22 protein-coding genes are annotated in these 25687 nt (G+C 63.5%); 15 read left to right on the forward strand and 7 right to left on the reverse strand.

What is annotated here, in order from left to right; all coding sequences use genetic code 11:
* Positions 1-159: 159 nt before the first annotated feature.
* On the reverse strand, positions 160-2961 hold the full coding sequence (acnA, locus tag P3G66_RS17535; RefSeq protein ID WP_003944995.1) for an aconitate hydratase AcnA: 2802 nt from the start codon (positions 2959-2961) through the stop codon (positions 160-162).
* Positions 2962-3417: 456 nt separating this feature from the next.
* Between acnA and P3G66_RS17540 the strand changes: the two genes are divergently transcribed.
* The 8 genes from P3G66_RS17540 to P3G66_RS17575 all read left to right on the forward strand — a co-directional run bounded on the left by P3G66_RS17540 (position 3418) and on the right by P3G66_RS17575 (position 12129).
* Complete coding sequence (locus tag P3G66_RS17540) at positions 3418-4008, forward strand: DUF6676 family protein (RefSeq protein ID WP_021332993.1); 591 nt, start codon at positions 3418-3420, stop codon at positions 4006-4008.
* 451 nt (positions 4009-4459) lie between these two features.
* Positions 4460-6007, forward strand: a complete 1548-nt coding sequence (locus P3G66_RS17545; protein WP_003944866.1) for an NlpC/P60 family protein — start codon at positions 4460-4462, stop codon at positions 6005-6007.
* Between the two features lie 228 nt (positions 6008-6235).
* Entirely contained in the window at positions 6236-7354 is a 1119-nt protein-coding gene (locus P3G66_RS17550) for a MoxR family ATPase (protein ID WP_223304533.1), read from the forward strand.
* Complete coding sequence (locus P3G66_RS17555; protein ID WP_276116930.1) at positions 7351-8343, forward strand: DUF58 domain-containing protein; 993 nt, start codon at positions 7351-7353, stop codon at positions 8341-8343. Before P3G66_RS17550 ends, P3G66_RS17555 begins: the two co-directional genes overlap by 4 nt.
* Positions 8340-9320 carry a VWA domain-containing protein gene (locus P3G66_RS17560; RefSeq protein WP_276116931.1) on the forward strand — a complete coding sequence of 327 codons (981 nt, stop codon included), beginning with the start codon at positions 8340-8342 and terminating at the stop codon, positions 9318-9320. Before P3G66_RS17555 ends, P3G66_RS17560 begins: the two co-directional genes overlap by 4 nt.
* 70 nt (positions 9321-9390) lie before the next feature.
* On the forward strand, positions 9391-10140 hold the full coding sequence (gene fabG1 / locus P3G66_RS17565; RefSeq protein ID WP_007727875.1) for a 3-oxoacyl-ACP reductase FabG1: 750 nt from the start codon (positions 9391-9393) through the stop codon (positions 10138-10140).
* Positions 10141-10194: 54 nt separating this feature from the next.
* Entirely contained in the window at positions 10195-10992 is a 798-nt protein-coding gene (inhA, locus tag P3G66_RS17570; protein WP_003944803.1) for an NADH-dependent enoyl-ACP reductase InhA, read from the forward strand.
* A gap of 72 nt (positions 10993-11064) precedes the next feature.
* Positions 11065-12129 (forward strand): ferrochelatase, encoded by a 1065-nt coding sequence (locus P3G66_RS17575; protein ID WP_231917350.1) that lies wholly within the window; start codon positions 11065-11067, stop codon positions 12127-12129.
* A gap of 11 nt (positions 12130-12140) precedes the next feature.
* Here P3G66_RS17575 and P3G66_RS17580 read toward each other — a convergent pair whose 3' ends face one another.
* Together P3G66_RS17580 and P3G66_RS17585 are read right to left on the reverse strand one after the other, a co-directional pair.
* Positions 12141-12749 carry a hypothetical protein gene (locus P3G66_RS17580; protein WP_003945014.1) on the reverse strand — a complete coding sequence of 203 codons (609 nt, stop codon included), beginning with the start codon at positions 12747-12749 and terminating at the stop codon, positions 12141-12143.
* Between the two features lie 106 nt (positions 12750-12855).
* The gene (locus tag P3G66_RS17585; RefSeq protein WP_003944783.1) at positions 12856-13197 is read right to left on the reverse strand and encodes a metallopeptidase family protein; all 342 of its coding nucleotides are present in this window, start codon (positions 13195-13197) and stop codon (positions 12856-12858) included.
* A gap of 77 nt (positions 13198-13274) precedes the next feature.
* Between P3G66_RS17585 and P3G66_RS17590 the strand changes: the two genes are divergently transcribed.
* Both P3G66_RS17590 and P3G66_RS17595 read left to right on the forward strand, forming a co-directional pair.
* The gene (locus P3G66_RS17590; protein WP_003944993.1) at positions 13275-13766 is read left to right on the forward strand and encodes a hypothetical protein; all 492 of its coding nucleotides are present in this window, start codon (positions 13275-13277) and stop codon (positions 13764-13766) included.
* Between the two features lie 181 nt (positions 13767-13947).
* Entirely contained in the window at positions 13948-15714 is a 1767-nt protein-coding gene (locus tag P3G66_RS17595; protein WP_276116932.1) for an enoyl-CoA hydratase-related protein, read from the forward strand.
* Here P3G66_RS17595 and P3G66_RS17600 read toward each other — a convergent pair.
* The gene (locus P3G66_RS17600; RefSeq protein WP_276116933.1) at positions 15704-16495 is read right to left on the reverse strand and encodes a hypothetical protein; all 792 of its coding nucleotides are present in this window, start codon (positions 16493-16495) and stop codon (positions 15704-15706) included. The genes P3G66_RS17595 and P3G66_RS17600 overlap by 11 nt on opposite strands.
* 67 nt (positions 16496-16562) lie before the next feature.
* Here P3G66_RS17600 and P3G66_RS17605 point away from each other — a divergent pair, with 67 nt between their 5' ends.
* The 3 genes from P3G66_RS17605 to P3G66_RS17615 are packed head-to-tail and all read left to right on the forward strand — an operon-like array spanning position 16563 to position 19147.
* A complete protein-coding gene (locus P3G66_RS17605) occupies positions 16563-17390 on the forward strand; it encodes a DUF3097 domain-containing protein (RefSeq protein ID WP_003944813.1) in 828 nt (275 codons plus the stop codon).
* Between the two features lie 42 nt (positions 17391-17432).
* The gene (locus P3G66_RS17610; RefSeq protein WP_003944877.1) at positions 17433-17864 is read left to right on the forward strand and encodes an NfeD family protein; all 432 of its coding nucleotides are present in this window, start codon (positions 17433-17435) and stop codon (positions 17862-17864) included.
* On the forward strand, positions 17864-19147 hold the full coding sequence (locus P3G66_RS17615) for an SPFH domain-containing protein (RefSeq protein ID WP_007727837.1): 1284 nt from the start codon (positions 17864-17866) through the stop codon (positions 19145-19147). The genes P3G66_RS17610 and P3G66_RS17615 overlap by 1 nt, the downstream gene beginning before the upstream one ends.
* 43 nt (positions 19148-19190) lie before the next feature.
* Here P3G66_RS17615 and P3G66_RS17620 read toward each other — a convergent pair whose 3' ends face one another.
* The 3 genes from P3G66_RS17620 to P3G66_RS17630 are packed head-to-tail and all read right to left on the reverse strand — an operon-like array spanning position 19191 to position 21115.
* Positions 19191-19724 (reverse strand): hypothetical protein, encoded by a 534-nt coding sequence (locus P3G66_RS17620; RefSeq protein ID WP_003944797.1) that lies wholly within the window; start codon positions 19722-19724, stop codon positions 19191-19193.
* 55 nt (positions 19725-19779) lie between these two features.
* Positions 19780-20376 carry a hypothetical protein gene (locus P3G66_RS17625; protein WP_003944858.1) on the reverse strand — a complete coding sequence of 199 codons (597 nt, stop codon included), beginning with the start codon at positions 20374-20376 and terminating at the stop codon, positions 19780-19782.
* Between the two features lie 49 nt (positions 20377-20425).
* Positions 20426-21115 (reverse strand): TVP38/TMEM64 family protein, encoded by a 690-nt coding sequence (locus tag P3G66_RS17630; RefSeq protein WP_276116977.1) that lies wholly within the window; start codon positions 21113-21115, stop codon positions 20426-20428.
* Positions 21116-21538: 423 nt separating this feature from the next.
* Between P3G66_RS17630 and mutA the strand changes: the two genes are divergently transcribed.
* Entirely contained in the window at positions 21539-23434 is a 1896-nt protein-coding gene (gene mutA / locus P3G66_RS17635; protein ID WP_276116934.1) for a methylmalonyl-CoA mutase small subunit, read from the forward strand.
* Positions 23431-25683, forward strand: a complete 2253-nt coding sequence (gene scpA / locus P3G66_RS17640) for a methylmalonyl-CoA mutase (RefSeq protein WP_276116935.1) — start codon at positions 23431-23433, stop codon at positions 25681-25683. The genes mutA and scpA overlap by 4 nt, the downstream gene beginning before the upstream one ends.
* Positions 25684-25687: the final 4 nt, after the last annotated feature.

Here is a 25687-nt window from a genome sequence, read left to right on the forward strand (position 1 = left end):
TTGCCTGTGAACACTTTCGGCCGTAGGCGCTGAATGTCGACTCAGTGCACAAAGCGCTCACGACCACCGATGAAACCTGGTTCGCCTTCCGGCGAAAGTGGTCGTGAGCGCTTTGTAACCCGTCAGGGGCCGAAAGTGCTCACAGGCACGTAGTGCCTACTAGCCCCGGATCATGTTGCGAAGCACGTACTGCAGGATGCCACCGTTGCGGTAGTAATCCGCTTCGCCGGGGGTATCGATGCGTACGACTGCGTCGAACACGACCTTCTCGCCGTTCTCGCGCGTCGCCGTGACCTTCATGGTCTTCGGGGTGACGCCCTCGTTGAGCTTCTCGACACCTTCGATGTCGAAGGTCTCGGTGCCGTCGAGCTTGAGCGAACCTGCGGACTCGCCGACCGGGAACTGCAGCGGGACAACGCCCATGCCGATCAGGTTGGAGCGGTGGATGCGCTCGAACGACTCGGTGATGACGGCCTTGACGCCGAGCAGGCTCGTGCCCTTGGCTGCCCAGTCACGCGAGGATCCGGAGCCGTACTCCTTGCCGCCCAGGACGACCAGCGGGATGCCGGCTGCCTGGTAGTTCTGCGACGCGTCGTAGATGAATGCCTGCGGTGCGCCTTCCTGCGTGAAGTCGCGGGTGTAACCACCCGAGACGTCGTCGAGGAGCTGGTTGCGCAGACGGATGTTCGCGAACGTTCCGCGAATCATGACCTCGTGGTTACCGCGACGCGAGCCGAGCGAGTTGTAATCCGCACGCTCGACGCCATGGGAGTCGAGGTACTGCGCAGCGGGGGTGCCGACCTTGATCGGACCTGCCGGGCTGATGTGGTCGGTGGTGACCGAGTCGCCGAGCAGTGCGAGGACGCGAGCGCCCTTGATGTCCTTGACCGGAGCCGGATCCATCGTCATGCCGTCGAAGTAGGGTGGCTTCCGCACGTAGGTGGAGTTCACGTCCCACTCGAAGGTGTCACCCTTCGGGGTTTCGAGGTTCTGCCAGCGGCTGTCGCCCGCAAAGATGGTTGCGTACGACTTGCGGAACATGTCCTGGTCGATCGAGGACTTGATCGTCTCTTCGATTTCCTGCGTGGACGGCCAGATGTCCTTGAGGTAGACGGGGTTTCCGTCGGTGTCGTTACCGAGCGAATCGGTCTCGAAGTCGAAGTCCATGGTTCCGGCGAGGCCGTATGCAATCACGAGCGGCGGGGAAGCCAGGTAGTTCATCTTGACGTCGGGGGAGATACGTCCCTCGAAGTTACGGTTACCCGAGAGCACCGCGGTGACCGAGAGGTCGTTGTCGTTGATGGCCTTCGAGACTGCCTCGGGCAGCGGTCCGGTGTTACCGATGCACGTGGTGCAGCCGTAACCGCCGAGGTAGTAACCGAGCTTCTCGAGGTACGGCCACAGGCCGGCCTTCTCGTAGTAATCGGTGACGACCTGCGAACCGGGAGCCATGTTGGTCTTGACCCACGGCTTGGTGGCGAGGCCCTTTTCGACGGCGTTGCGTGCGAGCAGTGCAGCACCGAGCATGACCGACGGGTTGGACGTGTTGGTGCAGGAGGTGATACCTGCAACGACGACGGCGCCGTGGTCGAGAACGAACTCACCGGCGTCGGACTTGACGACGACCGGCTTGCTCGGACGGCCTTCTGCACCGTTGGCAGCAGAGAGAACGTCGACCGCTCCGTCGTCGGCAAACGACAGAACCGCGGGATCGGAAGCCGGGAAGGACTCTTCGACGGCCTCGTCGAGCTGGGTGTGCTCGGTCGGGTGGTTCTCTTCCACGTAGTTGTGGATGTCCTTGCGGAACGCAGTCTTGGACTCCGACAACAGGATTCGGTCCTGCGGGCGCTTCGGGCCGGCGATCGAGGGAACAACGGTTCCCAGATCCAGCTCGATGTACTCCGAGAAGACGGGTTCCTTGTCGGGGTTGTGCCACAGGCCCTGTTCCTTGGCGTACGCCTCGACGAGAGCGAGCTGCTCGTCGCTGCGGCCGGTGAGGCGCAGGTATTCGATGGTCTCGGCGTCGATCGGGAAGATCGCTGCGGTGGAACCGAATTCGGGGCTCATGTTGCCCAGCGTCGCGCGGTTCGCGAGCGGAACCTCGGCAACACCGTTGCCGTAGAACTCGACGAACTTGCCGACGACGCCGTGCTTACGGAGCATCTCGGTGGCGGTGAGCACGACGTCGGTTGCGGTAACGCCGGGCTTGATCTCACCGGAGAGCTTGAATCCGACGACGCGGGGGATCAGCATGGAGACGGGCTGGCCGAGCATTGCTGCCTCGGCCTCGATGCCGCCGACGCCCCAGCCGAGCACGCCGAGGCCGTTGACCATCGTGGTGTGCGAGTCGGTGCCGACACAGGTGTCGGGGTATGCCTGTCCGTTACGCGACATGACGGTGGGTGCCAGGTATTCGATGTTGACCTGGTGAACGATGCCCATTCCCGGGGGGACGACCTTGAAGTCGTCGAATGCGCCCTGGCCCCAACGGAGGAACTGGTAACGCTCGCCGTTGCGCTCGTATTCGAGGTCGACGTTGCGCTCGAGTGCGTCGGCCTGGCCGAAGACGTCGAGGATGACCGAGTGGTCGATGACCATGTCGGCGGGGGAGAGCGGGTTGACCTTGTTCGGGTCGCCACCGAGGGTGGTGACGGCCTCACGCATGGTGGCGAGGTCGACGATGCAAGGAACGCCGGTGAAGTCCTGCATGATCACGCGGGCAGGCGTGAACTGGATTTCGATGCTCGGCTCGGCTGAGGGATCCCAGCTTGCGATTGCGCGGATGTGATCCGCGGTGATGTTGGCGCCGTCTTCGGTGCGGAGAAGGTTCTCGGCGAGAACCTTCAAGGAATAGGGCAATTTCTCGGTGCCGGGGACGGCCGAGAGGCGGAAGATCTCGTAAGAGTTCTCACCGACCTCGAGGGTTCCCTTGGCTCCGAATGAATCGATACTGGTGCTCACGTCTGCTCCACTCGTCTATGAGGGTCGCTACCGACGGGGCTGTGTCGGCAGCTGAAGCGAGGTACTTCGGCCGGGAAGATCCTCCGTAGCTCACGCCAATCGCACAGTTCGCGTGAGAACTGTCCGAACATCGGAGCTGCAGTAGAACCTGTCCTGACCGGTGGTACCTCTTGGTCCAAGTCTAACAGTACGCTTGTCCTGTGAGAATTCAGGGCAAGTTGACCGAAACAATCTTCATGCAGACTGCGGGCCTGCGCAACGCAGGCTTGGCTGGGTGACCGCACCCACAGCTACCGCTCGGGCGGCACGCGCGGCGGTTGTGTGTGACGCCTGGTGGCAGTCGACCTGAAGTAGGGTGCATGCAGGCCCGTCGCGGGTCGGCCGCCGAAAAACGACCTCGGAAGAACTCCCCGCATCTCAGCGGTGGACGGAATCCGAACAGCACCCGGATGAGAGATGTCTGCTCCTACAAATCACGCTTTTGCGCCTGTGCACGTGAAGTCCCCGTTGCACGTCGCTGTTCCGTCGGACGTCGATCTCGACGACGTGCTCGCGGACATTTCGACGGACGGCGTCTCCGCCCCCGCGGATGATGTTGCGGGGCTGACCGCGGTGGTGACCGACGCTCGTGAACGTGGTGTCGACTTGAGCGTCGTAGTAGTCGACGCAAATCCGGGCCGGCCGTCCGATCTTCGAGACCTGGCCACGACGGTCGGCAAAACAGAAGGCGGAACGGTTCTCGTTCTGAGCCCTGACTGGATGGGTAGCTACAGCGATTCGATCAGTCGAGTGCAGCTCGAAACTGCACAGGACCGATCTTTCGGTGAAAGCGCAAGCGTGACCGCGGACCGCTTCTCGCACGAGATCGTGGCGCCAGGTCCGCCGTGGACGCTTTACACGGTCCTTGTCATCGCAGTGGTGGCGGTTATTGCCGGAATTACCTTTGCCGTCAAGTGGCGGCGAGAGCCAGAAAACGCGCAAACCAGACATATCGCCTCGACTTCGGAAACACCAGCACCATCCGACCACCGGGCCGATTCCGTCTGACCTTGGTCCTTTTGCGAGATTTTCAGTAACTCGTCGAAAACAGGTACTCACCGCTGTTTGCGGTGAGTACCTGCCCTTTTTGGTGTCTGCATGCCATTCGACCAGCTCAAATACCGTTTGTGTTATTTGTGGCTAAAGTTTCCAAAGAACGCTTGAGTGTCGTACGGTACAACTGGCACTTTTTGGGGAAGAAGTGTCGCAGACAGGCTGATGTTGTTCGACGCGTACTTGTCGGTTGCCTTGTTCTCGAGGTGTCGACGGTGGCGTTCGTACGACACGTCCAGGTCGACGAGCAGCTCTCGGGCTGTGGGCGACCGGTGCTTGGTCTGCGCATTCCCTCCCCGCACGGATCGGCGACCCAGCGGGCCGTGGCGTTACACGCGAGGGAGAGTTATTTGTGAGGCAAGTAACACGTGGCGGCGAGTCCCGTCGTGGTCCTTCCCGTAAATCGATGCGCCTGGCGCAACTGGTCATCGGATTCGGCGTCGTCGGATCCCTGATCGTCGGGACGCCGGCCATGTCCTCGGCCGTACCGCCACCGCCGCCGAATCCGAGTGACTCGGATATCGCCGCGGCAGATTCGCAGGTCTCGTCGAGCGTCGGCACCGTCAGCGCGCTCATCAATCAAGTCGCATCGGCAAACGAACAGTTGTCGGCACTCGACAACGAAGTTGCGATCAAGCGTGAAGACGTCAACAAGACTCTCGTGGATCTGCAGAACGCTCGCGGCGCCGCAGACTCCGCAGCGCAGGCCGTCGGAGTCACGAAACAAGCTCTGAAGGACGCGTCGGCGCAGATCGAGGTCGCTCAGACGGACTTCGACAAGTACGCACGCTCGAGCTACGTCAAGGGCACCAATACTGCGTCGATCTCGTCGTTCCTCGACGCCAAGGGTCCTGGCGACGTTCTCGACCGCGCCCAGGTCCTCAAGCTTCTCGCCAATACGCAGAGTGCAGTGCTCGACGGTCTCCAGCGAGCACGTACCGAGCAGGCGAACAAGGATTCCGCGACCCGCCAGGCCAAGCAGCAGGCCGATGCCGCCGCCGAGGTCGCCGCGCAGCTGAAGGATCTGGCGGAGCAGGCGATTCAGATCGCGCGCAACGCTCTCGATCAGCAGGTAGCCAAGAAGGCCGCGATCGAAGCCGAGCGCAACTCTGCCCAGGCTCAGCTCGACGCCGCCCGCAACGCCGTCGCCGGCTTGCAGGGTCAACGCCAGGCATACGCGACCTGGGACGAACAGCGCCGCGCCGAGGAAGCTCATCAGAAGGCTCTCGAAGCCGCTGCCAAGGAAGCGGCCGCTCAGGCCGCCGCCCGTGCCGCTGCCGACCAGGCAGCCAAGGATCGAGCTGCCGCACTGGCAGCAGCCCAGCGTCCGCACACCGCGGTCGAAGACCCGACTCCGACCGTCATCCCGGACGACGACGACACCTGGACTGACGAAGAAACAGGGACCGACGAGGAAACAGGCACGGACGAAGAGACCGGCACCGACGAGGAAACGGTCACGACGCCCAAGCCCACCACCCCGAAGCCGACGACGCCGAAACCCACCACTCCGAAGCCTTCCGTCACCGGAAGCGCTGCAATCGAATCCGTCATCGACCGCGGAATGTCTCAGCTAGGCGTGCAGTATGCCTGGGGCGGCGGCGACGAGAACGGTCCGACGCGAGGCATCCGTGACGGCGGCGTCGCTGACAGTTACGGCGACTTCAACAAGGTCGGGTTCGACTGCTCCGGCTTGATGATTTATGCCTTTGCCGGCATCGGGATCTCGCTGCCGCACTACACCGGCTATCAGTACACCGCAGGCACGCAGGTTCCGTCTTCGGAGATGAAGCGCGGCGACATGATCTTCTACGGCCCCAACGCCAGCCAACACGTGGCGCTCTACCTCGGTAACGGTCAGATGCTCGAGGCACCACAATCCGGTTCGAGTGTCATGGTCTCACCGGTTCGGTGGGGCGGAATGACGCCGTACGCCGTCCGACTGGTGTCCTGACCGTCAGAGGAAATGCCGCTGACACCCGCATTGTCAGGGAAGTATCAAGTTCCCGACGTGGTGTTACGGCATCGAGCGCAACTACCTGGAATAGTTGACGGGGAACACGTTACTGTCGGTACTTTTCTAGGTGAAAGCGATGGATTCTTGGTGACCTCACGTGAAGATTCGGTCGGAACGGTCGACGTAAGCAAGGCGAGTGGAAGTGCGGACGGAGCAGCACCTTCCCTGGCAGCCGACGTTCAGACCTTGGAACGAGCGATTTACGAGGTCAAGCGAGTCATCGTCGGGCAGGACCGGCTTGTCGAGCGCATCCTCGTCGGACTTCTCGCCAAGGGGCACGTCCTCCTCGAAGGCGTACCCGGTGTCGCCAAGACGCTGGCTGTCGAGACTTTCGCGAAGGTCGTCGGCGGTTCGTTCTCCCGCGTCCAGTTCACCCCGGACTTGGTGCCCACCGACCTGATCGGCACGCGCATCTACCGTCAGGGCCGCGAGGAGTTCGACACCGAACTCGGACCCGTCGTCGCCAACTTCGTGTTGGCCGACGAGATCAACCGTGCCCCGGCCAAGGTGCAGTCCGCGCTCCTCGAGGTGATGGCAGAACGCCACGTCTCGATCGGTGGCAAGCGGTACCACATGCCCGATCCGTTCCTGGTGATGGCGACGCAGAACCCCATCGAGAACGAGGGCGTCTACCCGCTCCCCGAAGCGCAGCGCGACCGCTTCCTGTTCAAGATCCTCGTCGATTACCCGACAGTGGAGGAAGAACGCGAAATCGTCTACCGGATGGGCGTCGCGGCTCCGGAGCCGCACCAGATCCTCGGTCCGGAGGAGTTGGTCAGGCTCCAACGCGTCGCCAGCAACGTCTTCGTTCACCACGCGCTCGTCGATTACGTTGTCCGGGTCATCGCCGCTACGCGTACGCCGCGTGAGGTCGGACTCGAGGACGTCGCCGGCTGGATCGCGTACGGCGCCTCACCCCGCGCGACGCTCGGCATCATCGCCGCGTCGCGAGCTCTCGCTCTCGTCCGCGGGCGCGACTACGTAGTGCCGCAGGACGTCATCGAGGTGATCCCGGACGTGCTGCGCCACCGCCTCGTTCTTTCCTACGACGCCATGGCCGACGAGGTGACTCCCGACGCCGTCATCGCCCGGGTGCTGCAGACCGTCGGACTGCCGCAGATCGCCGCGCGGCCGGTTCCTACCGTTCCCGGACCGCCCCAGCAGGGCGCACCGCAGGCACCGCAGTTCAACGCACCGGGCACAGCTAATCCACAGGGCACAGCTAATCCGCAGGGCAACGGCGCGCCGATCGCGACCGCTGAGACGATGAGTCGCCCGCAGTGACCGAAGGCCGCGACGGTGGCCAGGCGACACCCGCCGGATCCGCCGGTTCTCCGCCGTCGTTCCGATCCGGCGAGCTCAGCGACCCCAAACTCACCGCTGCGCTGCGCACCCTCGAGCTGACGGTTCGCCGTCGCCTCGACGGTGTGCTGCACGGCGATCATCTCGGCCTGATTCCCGGTCCGGGTTCGGAGCCGGGAGATGCCCGCGAGTATCAGCCGGGCGACGACGTGCGGCAGATGGACTGGTCCGTCACCGCACGGACGACGCACCCACACGTGCGTCAGTCGGTCGCAGATCGTGAGCTCGAGACGTGGCTCGTCATCGACTTGTCCGCAAGTCTCGACTTCGGGACCGCCGGATGCGAGAAGCGCGACCTGGTCGTCGCCGCAGCCGCGGCCATCACTCACCTGACCAGTTCGGGCGGTAACCGCGTCGGCGCCATCATCTCGACCGGCGCACAGACAACTCGAATTCCGGCCCGCGGTGGGCGAATTCACGCACAGGCGATGCTCCGCAAGATCGCGACGACTCCGCACGCGCCGGACGGGGTACGCGGTGATCTGGTCGGCGCGATCGAAGCGCTCAGACGCCCACAGCGTCGACGCGGACTCGCGGTGGTCATCAGTGACTTCCTCGGACCGATCGACTGGGAACGCTCGCTGCGCGCCATTTCAGGACGGCACGACGTGCTCGGTGTCGAAGTGGTCGATCCGCGAGACCTCGAACTGCCCGACGTGGGCGACGTGGTGCTCCACGATCCCGAGTCCGGCCGGACCAGAGAATTCACCACGACGCCGCAATTGCGCGCCGACTTCGCCAGAGTCGCCGCCGAGCACCGCGTCGAGGTCAGGCAAGCTCTACGTCGTTGCGGCGCACCGCTCATGTCCCTGCACACCGATCGGGACTGGATTGCCGACGTCGTGAGATTCATCTCGGCACGCCGACACAGTTATGGTGCCGGCGCCGGAATTGGGGGCGTTCGTTCGTGAGTCTTTCTCAATTCACCGCACCGTGGTGGCTGCTGTTCCTCGCTGTCATCGCCGCGTTGGTGGTCGGTTACGTACTCGTGCAGAAGCAGCGGGCCAAGCACACACTTCGGTTCACGAACTTCGCGCTACTGGAGAAGGTCGCGCCTTCGCGGCCCGGGCGGTGGCGTCATATTCCAGCGATTCTGATGGTCGTCGCGTTGGTGTTCTTCACCGTCGCCCTTGCCGGTCCGACGGCAGACAAGAAGGTCCCGCGAAACCGTGCCACGGTGATCCTCGTGATCGACGTGTCGCTGTCGATGCAGGCCACCGACGTCGAGCCGACGCGATTGGCAGCAGCGCAGGAAGCGGCCAAGTCGTTCGCCGACGGTCTGACTCCCGGCATCAACCTCGGGTTGGTCGCATTTGCCGGGACCGCTTCGGTTCTGGTGTCGCCCACCACGAATCGTGACGCGACGAAGGTCGCCATCGACAACCTCAAGCTCAGTGAGCGAACGGCGACGGGCGAAGCGATCTTCACCTCGTTGCAGTCGATCGACACGCTGTCGGCTGTTCTCGGCGGAAGCGATCAGGCGCCACCGGCGCGCATCGTGTTGCTGTCCGACGGTAAGCAGACCGTTCCCGAGAACTCGGACGATCCGCGGGGCGGATTCACCGCTGCCCGTCAGGCCAAGGACAAGGGCGTTCCGATCTCGACCATTTCCTTCGGAACGACATATGGGCGAGTCGAGATCGAAGGAGACCGAATCCCCGTCCCGGTCGACGATGCGTCACTGAAGGAGATCGCCAACCTGTCCGGCGGAAGTTTCTTCACGGCATCGAGCCTCGAAGAACTGCGCCAGGTGTACGACACGCTCGAAGAGCAGATCGGTTTCGAGACGACACGAGGCGATGCGAGTCGACCGTGGTTGGTCCTCGGCGTCGTGTTCGCGACCGCTGGTCTGACGATTGCCCTGATACGCAGGCAGCGTCTGCCCTGATCGAGAGCAGTTCCGAATTGTCCAAATACCGCTGGTACGCGGCCCGCAGAGAATTGATAGGTTGATCGCCATGTCTACCCCTCCCACGACAGTGGTTTCCGAACGGACCGTCACCACACCTCGCTCGGTGCTCGTCACCGGCGGTAACCGCGGAATCGGCTTGGCCGTCGCTCAGCGGCTCGCCGCAGACGGCCACAAGGTAGCCGTCACGCACCGCGGTTCCGGTGTCCCCGAAGGGTTGTTCGGCGTCGTGTGCGACGTCACCGACACCGAGTCGATCGACCGTGCGTTCAAAGAGGTCGAAGCGCACCAGGGGCCGGTCGAGGTCATCGTCGCCAATGCCGGCGTCACCGACGACACACTGATCATGCGAATGAGCGAAGAGCAGTTCACGAGCGTCGTCGACGCGAACCTCACCGGTACGTTCCGCCTCTCGAAGCGTGCGACCCGGTCGATGCTGCGCGCGCGTTTCGGACGGTTCATCTTCCTCGGCTCTGTGGTGGGTCTGGCAGGACAAGCCGGCCAGGTCAACTACGCAGCGTCCAAAGCAGGCATCGTCGGTATCGCTCGTTCCCTGACAAGGGAACTCGGCTCACGTTCGATCACCGCCAACGTCGTCGCACCGGGTTTCATCGAAACCGACATGACGGCAGCACTGGGCGACGACGTCAAGGACAAGGCCACCGAGTTCATCCCGTTGCAGCGGACCGGAAAGCCGGAAGATGTTGCAGCAGTTGTCAGTTTCCTCGCCTCCGACGATTCGGCATACGTCTCGGGTGCGGTCATCCCCGTCGACGGCGGACTCGGCATGGGGCACTGACCCGCTTTTCGCACACACACCTTTCTCGTACGTCTGAAATCAGGAGGACATCTCATGGGCGGCTTGCTCGAGGGTAAGACCATTCTTGTCACCGGCATCATCACCGATTCGTCGATCGCGTTCCACGTGGCCAAGGTCGCGCAGGAGCAGGGCGCGAAGGTACTGATCACCGGATTCGATCGTCTGCGCCTCATCGATCGCATCGCCCAGCGACTGCCGCAGCCCGTGCCGCCGGCAATCTCGCTCAACGTCCAGAGCTCGGAGGATCTCGCATCTCTCGCCGAGCGTGTGCGCGAGCTGGCTCCCGAGGGTATCGACGGCGTCGTCCACTCGATCGGCTTCGCTCCCCGCTCCTGCCTGGGAAGCCCGTTCATGGACGCGCCGTGGGAAGACGTGGCGGTCGCACTCGAGGTGTCCGCCTACTCGTACAGCGCACTGGCCAAGGCGTTGCTGCCGGTGCTCAACGACAACGCGTCCATCGTCGGAATGGATTTCGATCCGGCACGCGCAATGCCCTTCTACAACTGGATGGGTGTCTCCAAGGCAACCCTCGAGGCCGTCAACCGTTACGTCGCCAAAGAGGTCGGCGTCCGCGGCATCCGCTCGAACCTGGTGTCCTCCGGCCCGATCAAGACCCTGGCCGCCAAGGCCATTGCCGGTGACAGCACCGGTCCGGGCGCGGAGTTGGACAAGCTGAACACCGCCTGGGACGGTGCTGCGCCCATCGGCTGGGACGTCGACGATCGCGAGCCGGTCGCCAAAACGGTCTGCACCGTCCTCTCGGATTGGTTGCCCGGCACGACCGCGTCGATCATCTACGTCGACGGCGGCTTCCACGCGATGGTCGGCTAGTAGCACCCCTTCTACTACGCAGGTGAGTACCCGGGTGACTCCCGCCGAACGGCATCGCGCAAGATTGAACTCATGACCGCAAGTATGGACATGCAGTTCGATGCTCTTCTCGTTTTGTCGTTCGGCGGTCCCGAAAAACCCGAAGACGTACGGCCGTTCCTCGAAAACGTCACGCGCGGTAGGGGAGTGCCACCGGAGCGGCTCGACGCCGTCGTCGAGCACTACATGCATTTCGGTGGAGTTTCGCCCATCAACGCGCTCAACCGAGACCTGATCGAACGGGTCGAAGGTGAGCTGGCAGCAGCCGGCGTGGATTTGCCCGTGTACTTCGGCAACCGCAACTGGCACCCGATGGTCGAAGACACCGTTACCAAGATGCGCGAGGACGGTGTCCGCAACGCCGCCGTGTTCGCCACGTCGGCGTGGGGTGGTTACTCCGGATGTCGGCAGTACCACGAGGACATCGCCCGCGCCCGTGAGGCGGTCGGTGACGGCGCACCGACGCTGACAAAACTTCGCCAGTACTACGACCATCCGCTGGTCGTCGGCGCGTTCGCCGACGGTGTGCGCGCGGCCCGCGCAGAGTTGCCCGAAGCGACTCGCGATACTGCGCGCCTGGTGTTCACCGCGCATTCGGTACCGAGTGCCGCAGACCGCAATGCAGGGCCGCCGGCAGAGGGCGGAAACCTCTACAGTCGACAGGTCGCCGAGGCCGCGAAGTTGGTTGCCGAGGCCGTCGGCGTCGAGGATTTCGATCTGGTGTGGCAGTCGCGATCAGGCCCGCCGCAGGTTCCGTGGCTGGACCCCGACATCTGTGATCACCTGGATACGTTGTCCGCCAAAGATGTTCGCGCCGTGATCGTATGCCCCGTCGGTTTCGTCTCCGATCACCTCGAAGTGGTGTGGGACCTGGACACCGAGGCCAAGGACAAGGCAGCCGAACTCGGGATGGATTTCGTTCGGGCAGCAACGCCCGGCCGCGATCAGCGTTTCGCGCAGCTGGTGCCCACGCTCGTTCGGGAACTGGCCGAGGCCGAGCAGCCACTGCGACTGGGGGTCGAGCCGCTGCTCGGCTCGACCACCAACGGTCTCTCGTGTGCAGTCAATTGCTGCGCGGCCGTTCAGCGTCCCCGCTGACGGTCCGGCGCTCAGGTGTTCGGATGCTTGAGCTTTCCGCAGGGCCCGGGAACGGTGGACGTGCTGCGAGAGGTGAGGAGCGTCTCGACGATCTGTCGATCCTCGGGGCTCAGTGACGGGTCTATGTAGTTGAGTTCGGGCGCGCCCAGTTCGCGGACTCGCCCGGCGAGGGTAGCGACAAACGAGACGCGTTCTTCGTCGTCGTCGTTGACGTCGTGGATCTGCAGCACCGACACCGGAAACTTGCGCAGCGTCACAGGCAGGAAGCGGGCGCCGAGCACATGGTCGACGTTGAATCCCGCCCACTGCCCCTGGTTGGCCTCCACGCATTCGGCGTCGGAGTGAATTGCGCTCTCGCCGATGTACTTACGTGCGGGCAGCATCTTCTTGGGGGCAAGTTCGGATGCGCCCTGCTGAAGGACGGGAAAGTCGCCGTCCGAGTACAACCAGGGCTGGTTGGCCATCGAGATCAACCGACCGGCGTCCAGATCCGGGAGATAGCGAGACTTGAGGAGAAACGCGACGCTGTCGACCGAGATGCCCAGCAGTTCTGCGGCCTTCTGTCGGCTCATCGCGAACGTCGGGGCATTCTTCGGGGCGATCTGGATCAAATTGACCATGCGAACTCCTGTAAGTGTTCAATTGTTGCGGGCTTGGTACAGCTGACATGACAATTCGCCGATTATCAACCTCTAGCTGATTTCCGACTTGTAGATGAGTCGGTTGTCACCATCCGAGTTCACGCAACCGGGGATCTCCGATCCCGAAGTGGTGGCCGATTTCGTGGATCACTGTTCGGCGAACTTGCTCGATCACCTCGTCTTCGGTGCTGCAGATCGCACAGATGGCCCTGCGGTAGATCGTGATGCGGTCGGGAAGGACGCCGGCGTACGTAGTGGTTCTCTTGGTCAGTGGGATGCCCTGATACAGCCCGAGTAGCCCCGGTCGTCCACCTTCGAGTTGAACGGTCACTGCGACATTGGCCATCTCCGCACCCAATTTCGGTGGCAGGCTGTCGAGCGCCCGCTTGACCATGTCCTCGAACTGGCTGTCGTCCACGTCGATCATCTGCCCATTGTGCGTGCGGGGGCGTGACCCGGGTGTGTCCATGTGGAAACAGTGCAGCTTACGGCTATGTTCATTGCGTGGCCGAAGACCTCTATCACCGTTACGAATTCACATTCATCGTTCAGATGCTGACAGTCTCGCAAGAGCAGGCGATCGAAGAGAGCTTGGGCGGAAGGGTCGAGGACCGGCGCGGGCTGCAGCTGCTGACGCTCACCTCGGAAGGTATGCGAGCGGCGACAACGGCTATCACCGTGGTGGACCAGTTGGTGGCTGCAGGCGTGCGTCCCCAGCGGACACATCCCGATCTGGTGTCACGTCAGGACATTGCCGACCGCGCGGGGGTGACGCGGCAAGCTGTCGGGCAGTGGGTGCGAGGGGTCCGGCAGGCGGCTACGCCTTTCCCGATTCCGTACAACTCGGTTGCCGGGGGGATCTGGTTCTGGGGCGATGTCCTGGATTGGTTGCGCCGTCAGGGGTACAGCCAGGACACCGGTTTGCGCTACCCGACGCTGGATGAACATATTCGCATCGACCGCCATATCGCGATCAATCACAAGACTGTGGGTTGATCGATCAAACAGTTTGCTTGAAAATAGCTATTGAAACAAACCGACGGTAGGTATAAAGTCCCTAAATACCTCAATCAATCTATCGGTGCGTCGGTCCTGCTCTGGGGGGAGTTCGGTCTGCGCTGCAGATACCCGAGCATGCGAGCAGGAATCCATGGTTTCGACCCCCGAAGTTAGACCGATGCCCAAATCGGCCGCACTCACGACTTCTGTGGCTATTTCCAGCGCTGGAGCAACGACGAAGCTACGCGCAGATACAACGGGCAGGGGCCGTCTGCGAGCGGCTACGGCGGCGCTGTTCCGGCGCTCACGCCCACGCACGACTTCCGCGCCACCGTTGAGCGTGCTTCTTCTCGTCACCTCCGACAACGGTCTCTCGCAGCGGGCCGGTCTTGTTCTTCGCGAGGCGGGGCACCAAGTTCGTACAGCCGTAGTCGCCGACGCGGACGCAGTGCTGGCCGCGACGTCTGCGGGAGATTTTGATCTCATCATCTGCCCGTTTCTGAAAGCCTATGTCCCGGAATCTGTTTGGCAGCGGTGGACGACGATCATCATCCATCCCGGCCCGCCCGGCGATCGCGGACCGTCGTCGCTGGACTGGGCGATAACGGATGGCGAACCGATCTGGGGAGTGACCGCTTTGCAGGCCGCCGAGGAACTGGATGCCGGAGCGGTGTGGGCGTGGCGGACGTTCGAACTCCGGAACGGGGCAACCAAATCCTCGGTATACAACGAGGAAGTCACCGACGCGGCGATGGAGTGCATTACGGAGGTCGTCGAACATTTCCGTACTCCTGACTTCCAGCCGATCCCATCGGACCGAGTTGTGCGGCCCGTGGCTTCGACCCGATCGAGGCCGAGCATGAAACAGGCCGATCGCGTTTTCAGCTGGGAGGAAGACGCGTCGCGTATCGTCCGCGCCGTCAACGCCGCCGACGGGTTTCCCGGCGTCGCCGTTCAGTTGGGGCTCGACCGGGTCTACGTCTACGACACTCACCTCGATACCCACGTCGATGCAGCGCCCGGCACCATCGTCGAGTACTTCCACCAGGCAATACGTGTTGCCACCGGTGCGGGCTCCGTTTGGATCGGACATGCGCGGCTCGTCGGCGCCGGCAATGTCAAACTTCCGTCGACCGCGGTCGTACGTCCGGACGTGTTCGTTCCACAGGTCTGGGAGGGTCGTTACCCCGAGACCGACTATCACCGCGACGGCGATATCGGATATCTCTCGTTCCGCTTCTACAACGGTGCGATGAGTACGAAGCAATGCGCGCGACTGGCCGCCAGGCTCCGCTGGGCGATCGCGCAGGACACCAAGATCCTTGTCCTGACGGGTGACTACGACAGATTCAGCAACGGTATCCACCTCAACGTCATCGAGGCCGCGTCGGATCAAGCCGGGGAAGCGTGGGCCAACATCAAGGCCATCAACGAGATCGCGAAAGCGATCGTCACCTGTACGGAACAGGTTGTGGTGGCGGCATTCACAGGCAACGCCGGTGCCGGCGGGGTCATGCTCCCCCTTGGAGCCGACGTAGTCGTGGCCAGGGACGGTGTGGTTCTCAATCCTCATTACGCCACGATGGGCCTGTTCGGCTCGGAACTGCACACGTACACATTTCCGGCTCGGGTCGGCGAGGAGCAGGCCCGCAGCCTGCTGGCCGAGTGCAGTGCGATCGGTATCCGTCGAGCCTTGGACATCGGACTTGTCGACGCGATCGGCCCCAGACGGCCGGATCTGTTCGAGGCGTGGTTGCACGAGGTCGCCACCGACTTGCTCGAAGGAGATCGGCTGGAATCGATGCTGGAGCGCAAACGTCTTCGACTGGAACGTGATCCGGTGGAGCCCTACGAGGAGCGTGAGCTCGAAGAGATGAAGATCGACATGTTCGGTGACCGCAACGGGTTTGCCGAGAAACGCCGGAACTTCGTGCTCAAGCTCTGATCGACACGCTGTTCGCCGACGCGACACGGGCAGTGCGAACGACGTCCCACAGTCGTCGCAGCAGGTCGTCACGCCTCTGCGCAGTGGACACGCTCGGGGCCTGATTGGTCGAGACCGACGCAGCGACGGTAAGAATGGCTGCCACGTTGTCGGCGGTGTCGATCACCTGTAGATGCCGAGGTGACAGTGTCGACGGCCAGCGGTGTCCGGCCTGTGCCTGCAGGGCTTCGGCGACCAGCGTACGAGCGTCGTTTCCAGGCATTCCGGTGGCTACGGCCGGAAGCCCGCCGAGCACCTCGGCTGCGTCCCGAACAGCTTGGCGCAGTTCGTATTCGGCTTCGCGGAGTCCGATCGATTCGGCGCTGCCCGCCACGGTGGGAATGGAGAAGACCGTCCATCGCAAGACGTCCGGGCCTTCCTTCGACGGCACGAGTCCGACTCCCGGCTTGCCGACGGCGCCGATCTGTATCCCTTCACCCTTTGCGATCGCAGCGCGCGCGAACTCGGTCCCGGTGGGCAGACCACGTACATCACCGGCCGTAGGAAGGACCAGGCGGACCTCGGCAGCCTCCGAGCGTGCGATTCTGAGCAGGGTGGGCACACCGGAAGCCGTGACTCCCGGCCATTCGAGATCGTGGCGGACCGCGGTTTCCGCGTCGGCGGCGCCGATCAGGTGCATCGGTGCCCACGCGGCAAGGGCGTCGATGACGTCGTCCGGCGCAGCGTCGCCGGCGAGCCATGACGCTGCCCACACGGTGAGGGTTGCGCTGGGAGAACTCATGACCGTGAAGTTTAGTTCGGCGTGGCGACATGCGCGGCCCCGGCGTTGTGACCTAGCGTGATCCGGCGTGAGCGGTGGCAACGGATACGGTGACATTTTTGCGGGTCATACCCGCAAACAGAAGCGCGTGACGCCTGAAGTGGCGGCCGAGCGTGATCTTGTCGTCGAGGATGCGGCGACGGGATTCTGCGGTGCGGTAGTCGGTTTCGAGCGCACGTACGACGGCGATTTCGTGCGACTCGAGGACGGGCGCTCCCGGACGCGGTTGTTCGCGATGCGCGAGGCGGCCTTCCTCATCGACGGCTCACCGGTCACCCTCGTACGCCCGGCCCCCAAGCCCGCGTCCACCAAACCCGCACGGTCGGCTTCGGGTTCGACCCGAGTCGAAGGCTTACGTGCACGCACGGCACTGCCCAGCCGGATCTGGGTGGAGGGAGTACACGATGCTGCCCTCGTCGAGCGGGTGTGGGGCCATGACCTTCGCGTCGAAGGTGTTGTCGTCGAACATCTCGAAGGGCTCGACAATCTGGGGGAGCGGCTTGCCGAATTCGGGCCGGGCCCCGGCCGCCGTGTCGGTGTCCTCGTCGACCACCTGGTCACCGGTTCCAAGGAAACCCAACTGACTCAGGGCCTCGGCCCGAACGTGTTGGTGACCGGACATCCGTACATCGACGTGTGGGAGGCCGTTCGTCCCAAATCTGTCGGAATCGCCTCCTGGCCGAAGATTCCACGCGGCGAGGATTGGAAGACGGGAATCTGCCGCGAACTGGGCTGGGGGACACCTCAGGAGGGCTGGCGGCGGGTCTACAACTCGGTCGAGAGCTTCCGCGATCTGGAAGCTCCTTTGATCGGTGCAGTCGAACAACTTGTCGATTTCGTTACCGAGCCGAACTGACGTAGCGGCGGCCTGGGTCACACATTCTGGTTAGATGGTGTTGTGGCTGCACTTATTTGGCTGATCGGAGCACTGGTGCTCGCCGGGGCCGAAGCGCTGGTGGGGGATTTCTTCCTGCTGATGCTCGCCGGTGGGGCGCTCGCTACTGCCGGTGTCAGTGCTGTCACCGACTTCCCGGTGTGGGTCGACGCCGTCATGTTCGGAGTGTTCTCCGCCGCCCTCGTCCTGGGCGTGCGACCGATCATGTTGCGTCGCTTCGGTAGTCCGCCGCCGACCCCGACCGGAATACAGGCACTCGAAGGTAAGCACGCTCTGGTTCTGGAAGAAGTGGGCGAGCATTCCGGGCAGGTCAAGTTGGACGGCGAGGTGTGGACTGCCAGGCCGTACGACACTACCGAGGTGTACCCGCCGGGCACCAAGGTGACGGTGATGGAAATCAACGGCGCAACAGCAGTCGTCTGGAGGGGACCTTAATGGCAGCACTCATAGTGCTCGGTGTGTTGGTGCTATTCGTGATCTTGGTGGTCGCGAAGTCGGTAGCACTGGTACCGCAGGCAGAAGCCGCGGTGATCGAGCGGCTCGGTAGGTATTCGAAGACGGTGTCCGGGCAGCTCACGTTCTTGATCCCGTTCGCCGATCGTGTGCGCGCCAAGGTGGATCTTCGTGAGCGGGTGGTCTCCTTCCCACCGCAACCGGTGATCACCCAGGACAACCTGACACTGTCCATCGACACGGTGGTGTACTTCCAGGTCACCAATCCGCAAGCTGCGGTGTACGAGATCAGCAACTACATCGCTGCCGTCGAGCAGTTGACAACCACGACGCTGCGAAACGTCGTCGGCGGAATGACCCTCGAAGAGACGCTGACCTCGCGTGATTCCATCAACGGTCAGCTTCGTGGTGTCCTCGACGAGGCGACCGGTCGCTGGGGCCTGCGAGTGGCCCGCGTCGAGCTCAAGAGCATCGATCCGCCGCCCTCGATCCAGGAGTCGATGGAAAAGCAGATGAAGGCGGACCGCGAGAAGCGCGCGATGATTCTGACGGCTGAAGGTCACCGCGAATCCGCTATCAAGACCGCCGAGGGTGCCAAGCAGAGCCAGATTCTTTCTGCCGAGGGAAACAAGCAGGCCTCGATCCTGAACGCCGAGGGTGAGCGTCAGTCCCAGATCCTTCGTGCTCAAGGTGACCGCGCGGCCAAGTACTTGCAGGCTCAAGGCGAGGCCAAGGCCATCGAGAAGGTTTTTGCTGCCATCAAGTCCGGTAAGCCGACTCCGGAATTGCTTGCATACCAGTATCTTCAGACGTTGCCGCAGATGGCGCAAGGCGATGCGAACAAGGTGTGGCTCGTACCCAGCGACTTCGGTGACGCGCTGAAGGGATTTGCCAAAACGCTTGGCGCGCAAGGGCAGGATGGCGTTTTCCGGTACGAGCCGCCGGCCGCCGAAGAGAATCTTCCCAATCCTGAGGACGATTCAGCCGAGGTGGCGGAGTGGTTCGAGACCAAATCCGATCCGGCTATCGCAGAAGCAGTCCGTGCTGCTGAAGTTGCTGCACGTACTCCCGTCGAAGATCCGGCAGCTGCGGTCAGGCACCTCCGTGAGAGTGCGCCCGAGCAGCCCGGATTCGTAGATCCCGCGCTGCCGCCGCAGAGTGAAAATCCTTGGCCCGGTCAGCTACCGCTGCCGTCCGAACGCGAAGAATTCCAGCAGAAGTACCCCTACCAGGATCAGCCGCCGGAGGGCGGCCAGCGCCGGTAGGCGCCTCTCGTAGCGAACGTTGATCGGGTCGGGCACTCATCACCTACGTGATGAGTGCCCGTCCCGTTCCGCATACGGCGATCGCCCAGAGGACACTGACGAAGGTTCCCATGATGAACTGCTCGGACGCGTGCGGTTCACGAAGTTCCGGGTACCGTGCGAGCCCCTTGACTGCCAAGACGATCGCGATCCCCTCCGGCCAGGTTGCAAGAATCGACGCCGCCACCGCGAGCCGTTCGAGGATGCCGATCACACGTCCGCCGCGAAGAGGTCCGGCGTCCGGTGCCGGGCTCCCGTCCGGTTGGCGACGAGCGATCTTGAAGGTGGCAAGTACCAACGGTGCACCGGCCGTGGCGGCGGCAAGTACGCACAGGACAAGCGTCGCCCCGAGAGCGAAACCGGTGACCGGGGTCGTTCGGGTCGATGCCAGTGCGGCAACACCCAGCGCCGGAAGAGCCACCACGGACGACGCCCATTCGGGGACTTCCAGTCGACCACGACTGAGCGGTCCCAGTGCCGCTGCAACTGCTGGTGCCGCGGCGGCGACGGCGAGCGCGATCAACGCCAGAACGACCATGTATTCGAGCCCCCTGCTGTGTCGACGAGTTTGTACCGGTGCGAGCGTGAGCAGTCTAGGGCTGGAGTCTGACCAAAAGTCGTTCTGCGAGTCTGCGCCCGGCGAGTTCTGCGTGCCACCCGGCTGTCAGGAGTCGCTTGGACATGGCCTGTTTGGTGATTCCGAGGTGGGCCGCCGCGCTGACCTGAGTGAGTCCGCTGTCCATCAGGGCGATGGCTTCGCGTCCGTCCTTCGTCTGTCTCGTAACGATCGTTCCGAGCAAGGTGAACGCGGCATCGACATCTGCGGCGAGTTCGTCGCGTGAGCTATCCGCCGGCGCCTGTTCGACGGCAATTCTGGCCGGAGCTCGCTTGGCTCGCTCGACGGCGATCCGAGCAGCTTCGAATGCCGGTCCGCGTCCGGCCCGGGTCTGCCGTGGGAGAGGCTGCTCGACGGGACCGATCCCGATCCCGACACTCCAGTGCTCGCGCCGAATCAGCTCGAGTGCGACGAGGACGAGTAGCGCCGGATCGTCGGTCACCGCTTGAATCTCGTCGCCCGCTGTGCGCTCGAACGGCCGCAGGAGCCTGCGATCGGCCATGTCGTCGATGATGTCCCCGACGCGGTCGACATCGCGTCGGCTACCTCGCTGATCCACTGTCAGTACGAACATTAGTCAATGCTAGATAGTTGACTTTCAATAGTCAATCGTTTTGGGTTGACTAAATCAAATCAACCTCTTGAGATTGACCGTTGTCAACGATGGTTTCGCCCGGTGAAGGCTGACGGCGAGCGTCGAACACCAGACCGGCGATGCCGATAGCAATGCAGATCCCGGACAGAATCAGGAGACGAGGATCGGCTTCGCCGGAGAGCGCATCGCCCAGAACGACAATCCCAACAGTGCCGGGCAAGATGCCGACGACGGTGGCAAGGATGTAGGGCACGATCCGGATCGACGAAATGCCGCAGCAGTAGTTCACCACCGAGAACGGGACGAACGCGATCAAGCGCAGAGACCCGACGGCCAGCCACCCCCGCTTTTCGATCCGCTCGTCCACCCGCCGGATCGTCGGACTCGAAATCCGTTGCCACACGACGTCGCGGCCGATCGCGCGGACAAGGTAGAGGGCCAGAACGGCGCTCACAGTCGTTGCCGCCACAGTAAGGGCGATGCCGGTTGCCGAGCCGAAGAGAACCCCAGCGCTGAGCGTGAAGACGGTGCGCGGGAACGGCGCGACGGTGACTATCGAATGAACCAGGAAGAACACGAGGGGAAACGCCGGGCCAACCGAGTCCGCCCACTCGCGTACCTGAGACACCGTGGGATGTGGGGCGAGGAGGGCTGCGAGGAACAAAGCGAGCACTACCAGGACTATTGCGATCAATCTTCGGTCCAGCAGGCGTCCCATCACAGGTCACAAGGCTACCTGCGAACGGTGAACCAGGCCGACTGCCGACCCGCAATCGCGAGTCGAACATCGCCACGGGGGCAGCAAAGCGACGTGCTCCAGGCGACAATGAAACGGCGCTGTGACGAAAACCACTAGGCTTTCGGAGCGGCCTTCACCTGCAGTCCCGGCCAGTGAAACGAACTCGCGGGTAACCCGCAAACATGCTGAACAATCGCTAGGTAAGGGCCGGTTACACGTGCACGAACGACCGAATCCGCACGTCGCCCGGCCGGTCGGAAAGTGGCCACGAACAGCCCTGTGAAGAACATGACGTGATCCTCACGATATCTGGGCTCAACCGCGGGTTAGCATCACAGAACTAACGAACAAATCCGATTATCGGTAAAGCGCTCACGCAAAAAATGAGAGGGAGCGGACACAGTGTCATTAGCTTCAGAAGCCGAGGCTGTCGAGCAGGCGTACGCGGAGTGGCAGCGCTCCGTAGCCGGTGTGCTCGCCAAGTCCCGCAGAGTCGACGCGGCAGAACTGGGCCCCGAGCCACAGAAACTGCTCGAAACCGTCACCTACGACGGTGTCACTGTCGCACCGCTCTACAGCCCACGCGACGAGCGTCCCGAGCAGAGCTTGCCGGGCACGTTTCCGTACGTGCGTGGCGTCGACGCTCACCGTGATGTCAATGCCGGTTGGTTGGTTTCCGCTGCTTTCGGAACCGCCTCGGCGGCCGAGACCAATCGCGCCATCCTGGACGCCCTCGAAAACGGAGTCAGCGCACTCTGGTTGAAGGTGGGCGCCGACGGCGTTCCGGTCACCGACCTCGCCGCTGCGCTCGAGGGCGTGCTTCTCGACCTCGCACCGCTCACGCTCGATGCAGGCGCAGCGACAAACGATGCAGCCCGAGCACTCTTCTCTCTCCTCGATGCTCGCGGCGAAGCCGGCGACGGTGTCAGCGATCGCAGCAGTATCCGAGTTCACCTCGGTGCAGCGCCGCTGACCAGTTCGTTCTCCGGCGCAGCCGACGTCGAACTTGCAGGCGCAGTCGAGTTGGCCGCCCTCGCCGCAGCTCGTGCGGAAACCGTGCACGCGATCACCGTGGACGGCACGGCCTTTCACAACGCGGGTGCCGGGGATGCCGAAGAACTCGGAGCCGCAATCGCCGCCGGCCTCGAGTACCTCCGTGCACTCACCGCCCAGAGCGGCCTGACCATCGGTGCTGCGTTGTCGCAGTTGGCTTTCCGCTACGCGGCAACCGACGATCAGTTCCAGACCATCGCGAAGTTCCGCGCCGCACGTCTCGTATGGGCACGCATCGCCCAGGTCTGCGGAGCTTCCGATTTCGGTGGAGCGCCGCAGCACGCAGTCACCTCCGCCGCGATGATGGCTCAGCGTGATCCCTGGGTGAACATGCTGCGCACGACCCTCGCCGCATTCGGCGCCGGCGTCGGCGGAGCAGATGCAGTGACAGTTCTTCCGTTCGACGTCGCACTGGCCGACGGCACCCTCGGCGTCAGCAAGTCCTTCGCCTCGCGCATCGCGCGCAACACACAGCTGCTCCTGCTCGAGGAGTCGCACCTGGGCCGTGTCCTCGATCCGTCGGCCGGGTCTTGGTACGTCGAGGACCTGACACAGCAGATTGCCGCCACCGCGTGGGAGTTCTTCCAGGAAATCGAAGCAGCCGGAGGATATCTGGCGGCACTCGAAGCGGGAATCGTCTCCGGTCGCATCGCCGCTACCAAGGCCAAGCGCGACTCCGACATCGCACACCGCAAGACCACGGTCACCGGTGTCAACGAGTTCCCGAACCTCGGCGAAACGCCGCTGTCCGCCGAAGCCGTCGAGCCCGGCCAGTCCGTCGCCCGCTACGCAGCTGCATTCGAAGCGCTTCGTGACCGTTCGGACGCGTTCCTCGCCGCCGGCGGCGCCCGTCCCACTGCGCTTCTCGCGCCGCTGGGCTCGGTTGCAGAACACAACGTGCGCACCACGTTTGCGTCCAACCTGCTCGCTTCGGGTGGTATCGACGCAGTCAACCCCGGCCCGCTCGAGGTGGGCGCCGAGGCCATCTCCGCTGCAGTCAAGGCTTCCGGTGCCACCGTCGCGGTGCTGTGCGGCACGGACAAGCGCTACGGCGAGAGCGCCGCAGCGGCCGTCGCCGAACTTCGCGCCGCCGGCATCGCCAAGGTGCTGCTCGCAGGACCGGAGAAGGCAGTCGCCGACGCGACCGGCGATTTTCGCCCGGACGGATTCCTCACCGCCCGCATCGACGCAGTGTCGGCTCTGACCGAACTGCTCGACTTCATCGAGACGGGAAGCTCCAAGTGACGACACGAGAGGTCAAGCACGTGATCGGCAGTTTCGCCGAGGTCCCACTCGAGGACCCGCAGTCTCCGGCACCCACACCGCCGTCGGTCGAGCAGGCCCAGGCGCTCATCGAAGAGGGCGCCAACGCCAATACCTACGCCGCCGAGCAGGTTGTCTGGTCCACCCCGGAAGGCATCGACGTCAAGCCGGTGTACACCGGTGCGGACCGCACGGCCGCCGCCGAGTCGGGTTACCCGCTCGACAGCTTCCCGGGCGCAGCGCCGTTCCTGCGTGGTCCGTACCCGACCATGTACGTGAACCAGCCGTGGACCATTCGCCAGTACGCCGGATTCTCCACTGCCGCGGAGTCGAATGCGTTCTACCGTCGTAACCTCGCGGCCGGTCAGAAGGGCCTCTCGGTCGCCTTCGACCTCGCTACACACCGCGGCTACGACTCCGATCATCCTCGCGTTGCCGGTGACGTCGGAATGGCCGGTGTCGCAATCGATTCCATCCTCGACATGCGTCAGCTCTTCGACGGAATCGACCTCTCGCAGGTGTCGGTCTCGATGACGATGAACGGCGCCGTGCTGCCGATTCTCGCGCTGTACGTCGCTGCGGCAGGCGAGCAAGGTGTCACTCCGGACAAGCTGGCCGGAACGATCCAGAACGACATCCTCAAAGAGTTCATGGTTCGTAACACCTACATCTATCCGCCGAAGCCCTCGATGCGGATCATCTCGGACATCTTCGCGTACTCCAGCGCGGAAATGCCGAAGTACAACTCCATCTCGATCTCGGGCTACCACATCCAGGAAGCCGGAGCGACGGCCGATCTGGAACTGGCGTACACCCTCGCCGACGGCGTCGAGTACATCCGCGCCGGCCTCGACGCCGGTATGGACATCGACAAGTTCGCACCTCGCCTGTCCTTCTTCTGGGCCATCGGCATGAACTTCTTCATGGAGGTCGCCAAGCTCCGCGCCGGACGCCTCCTGTGGGCCGAGCTTGTCGCCAAGTTCGATCCCAAGAGCGCGAAGTCTCTCTCGCTGCGTACCCACTCGCAGACCTCCGGCTGGTCCCTGACCGCGCAGGACGTCTTCAACAACGTTCCGCGTACCTGCGTCGAAGCCATGGCTGCCACCCAGGGCCACACTCAGTCCTTGCACACCAACGCACTCGACGAAGCGATCGCATTGCCGACGGACTTCTCCGCCCGCATCGCCCGTAACACCCAGTTGCTGCTGCAGCAGGAATCCGGCACCGTGCGTCCCATCGACCCGTGGGGTGGCTCGTACTACGTCGAGTGGCTCACCAACGAACTCGCCAACCGGGCTCGTAAGCACATCGAAGAGGTCGAGGAAGCCGGCGGAATGGCTCAGGCCATCAACGAAGGCATCCCGAAGCTGCGCATCGAGGAAGCTGCCGCCCGCACCCAGGCACGCATCGACTCCGGTCGGCAGCCGCTCGTCGGCGTCAACAAGTACGTTCCCGACGAGGTCGACACCATCGAAGTTCTCAAGGTCGAGAACTCCAAGGTCCGCAAGGAACAGCTCGAGAAGTTGGTTCGCCTTCGCGCGGAACGTGATCCGGAAGCCGTCGAGGCCGCACTGGCGAACCTCACTCGCGCTGCCGCATCCACCGAAGGCGGCATGGAGAACAACCTCCTCGCCCTCGCTGTCGTCGCCGCCCGCGCGATGGCTACCGTCGGCGAGATTTCCGACGCCCTCGAAAAGGTGTACGGACGCCACCAGGCCGAGATCCGCACCATCAGTGGTGTGTACCGCGACGAGGCAGGAACGGTGAGCAACATCAGCAAGGCGATGGAACTGGTCGAGAAGTTCGCCGATGACGAGGGACGTCGTCCCCGCATCCTCGTCGCGAAGATGGGCCAGGACGGTCACGACCGTGGCCAGAAGGTCATCTCCACGGCCTTCGCGGACATCGGATTCGACGTCGACGTCGGACCGCTGTTCCAGACCCCCGAAGAGGTCGCCAATCAGGCGGCCGACAACGACGTCCACGTAGTCGGTGTGTCGTCGTTGGCCGCCGGTCACCTCACCTTGGTGCCGGCGCTGCGGGAGGCTTTGGCTGCGGCCGGTCGTCCCGACATCATGATCGTCGTCGGCGGCGTCATTCCGCCCGGTGACTTCGACGAACTCTACGAGGCCGGCGCTGCTGCCATCTTCCCGCCCGGCACCGTCATCGCTGACGCTGCCAGCGGATTGTTGGAGAAGCTCTCCGCCCAACTGGGTCACGACAACAGCTGAGAAG

The sequence above is a fragment of the Rhodococcus sp. C3V genome, from assembly GCF_029269915.1.
GTDB lineage: Bacteria > Actinomycetota > Actinomycetes > Mycobacteriales > Mycobacteriaceae > Rhodococcus_F > Rhodococcus_F qingshengii.

Coding starts and splice junctions, on each gene's coding strand:
- P3G66_RS17540 (WP_021332993.1), top strand. CDS start 3,418: ATGTCTGCTCCTACAAATCACGCTTTTGCGCCTGTGCACGTGAAGTCC.
- P3G66_RS17575 (WP_231917350.1), top strand. CDS start 11,065: ATGACCGCAAGTATGGACATGCAGTTCGATGCTCTTCTCGTTTTGTCG.
- P3G66_RS17620 (WP_003944797.1), bottom strand. CDS start 19,724: ATGGTCGTTCTGGCGTTGATCGCGCTCGCCGTCGCCGCCGCGGCACCA.
- P3G66_RS17625 (WP_003944858.1), bottom strand. CDS start 20,376: ATGTTCGTACTGACAGTGGATCAGCGAGGTAGCCGACGCGATGTCGAC.
- fabG1 (WP_007727875.1), top strand. CDS start 9,391: ATGTCTACCCCTCCCACGACAGTGGTTTCCGAACGGACCGTCACCACA.
- P3G66_RS17630 (WP_276116977.1), bottom strand. CDS start 21,115: ATGGGACGCCTGCTGGACCGAAGATTGATCGCAATAGTCCTGGTAGTG.
- P3G66_RS17595 (WP_276116932.1), top strand. CDS start 13,948: ATGCCCAAATCGGCCGCACTCACGACTTCTGTGGCTATTTCCAGCGCT.
- P3G66_RS17585 (WP_003944783.1), bottom strand. CDS start 13,197: ATGATCGACGTGGACGACAGCCAGTTCGAGGACATGGTCAAGCGGGCG.
- P3G66_RS17545 (WP_003944866.1), top strand. CDS start 4,460: ATGCGCCTGGCGCAACTGGTCATCGGATTCGGCGTCGTCGGATCCCTG.
- P3G66_RS17580 (WP_003945014.1), bottom strand. CDS start 12,749: ATGGTCAATTTGATCCAGATCGCCCCGAAGAATGCCCCGACGTTCGCG.
- P3G66_RS17600 (WP_276116933.1), bottom strand. CDS start 16,495: ATGAGTTCTCCCAGCGCAACCCTCACCGTGTGGGCAGCGTCATGGCTC.
- P3G66_RS17615 (WP_007727837.1), top strand. CDS start 17,864: ATGGCAGCACTCATAGTGCTCGGTGTGTTGGTGCTATTCGTGATCTTG.
- inhA (WP_003944803.1), top strand. CDS start 10,195: ATGGGCGGCTTGCTCGAGGGTAAGACCATTCTTGTCACCGGCATCATC.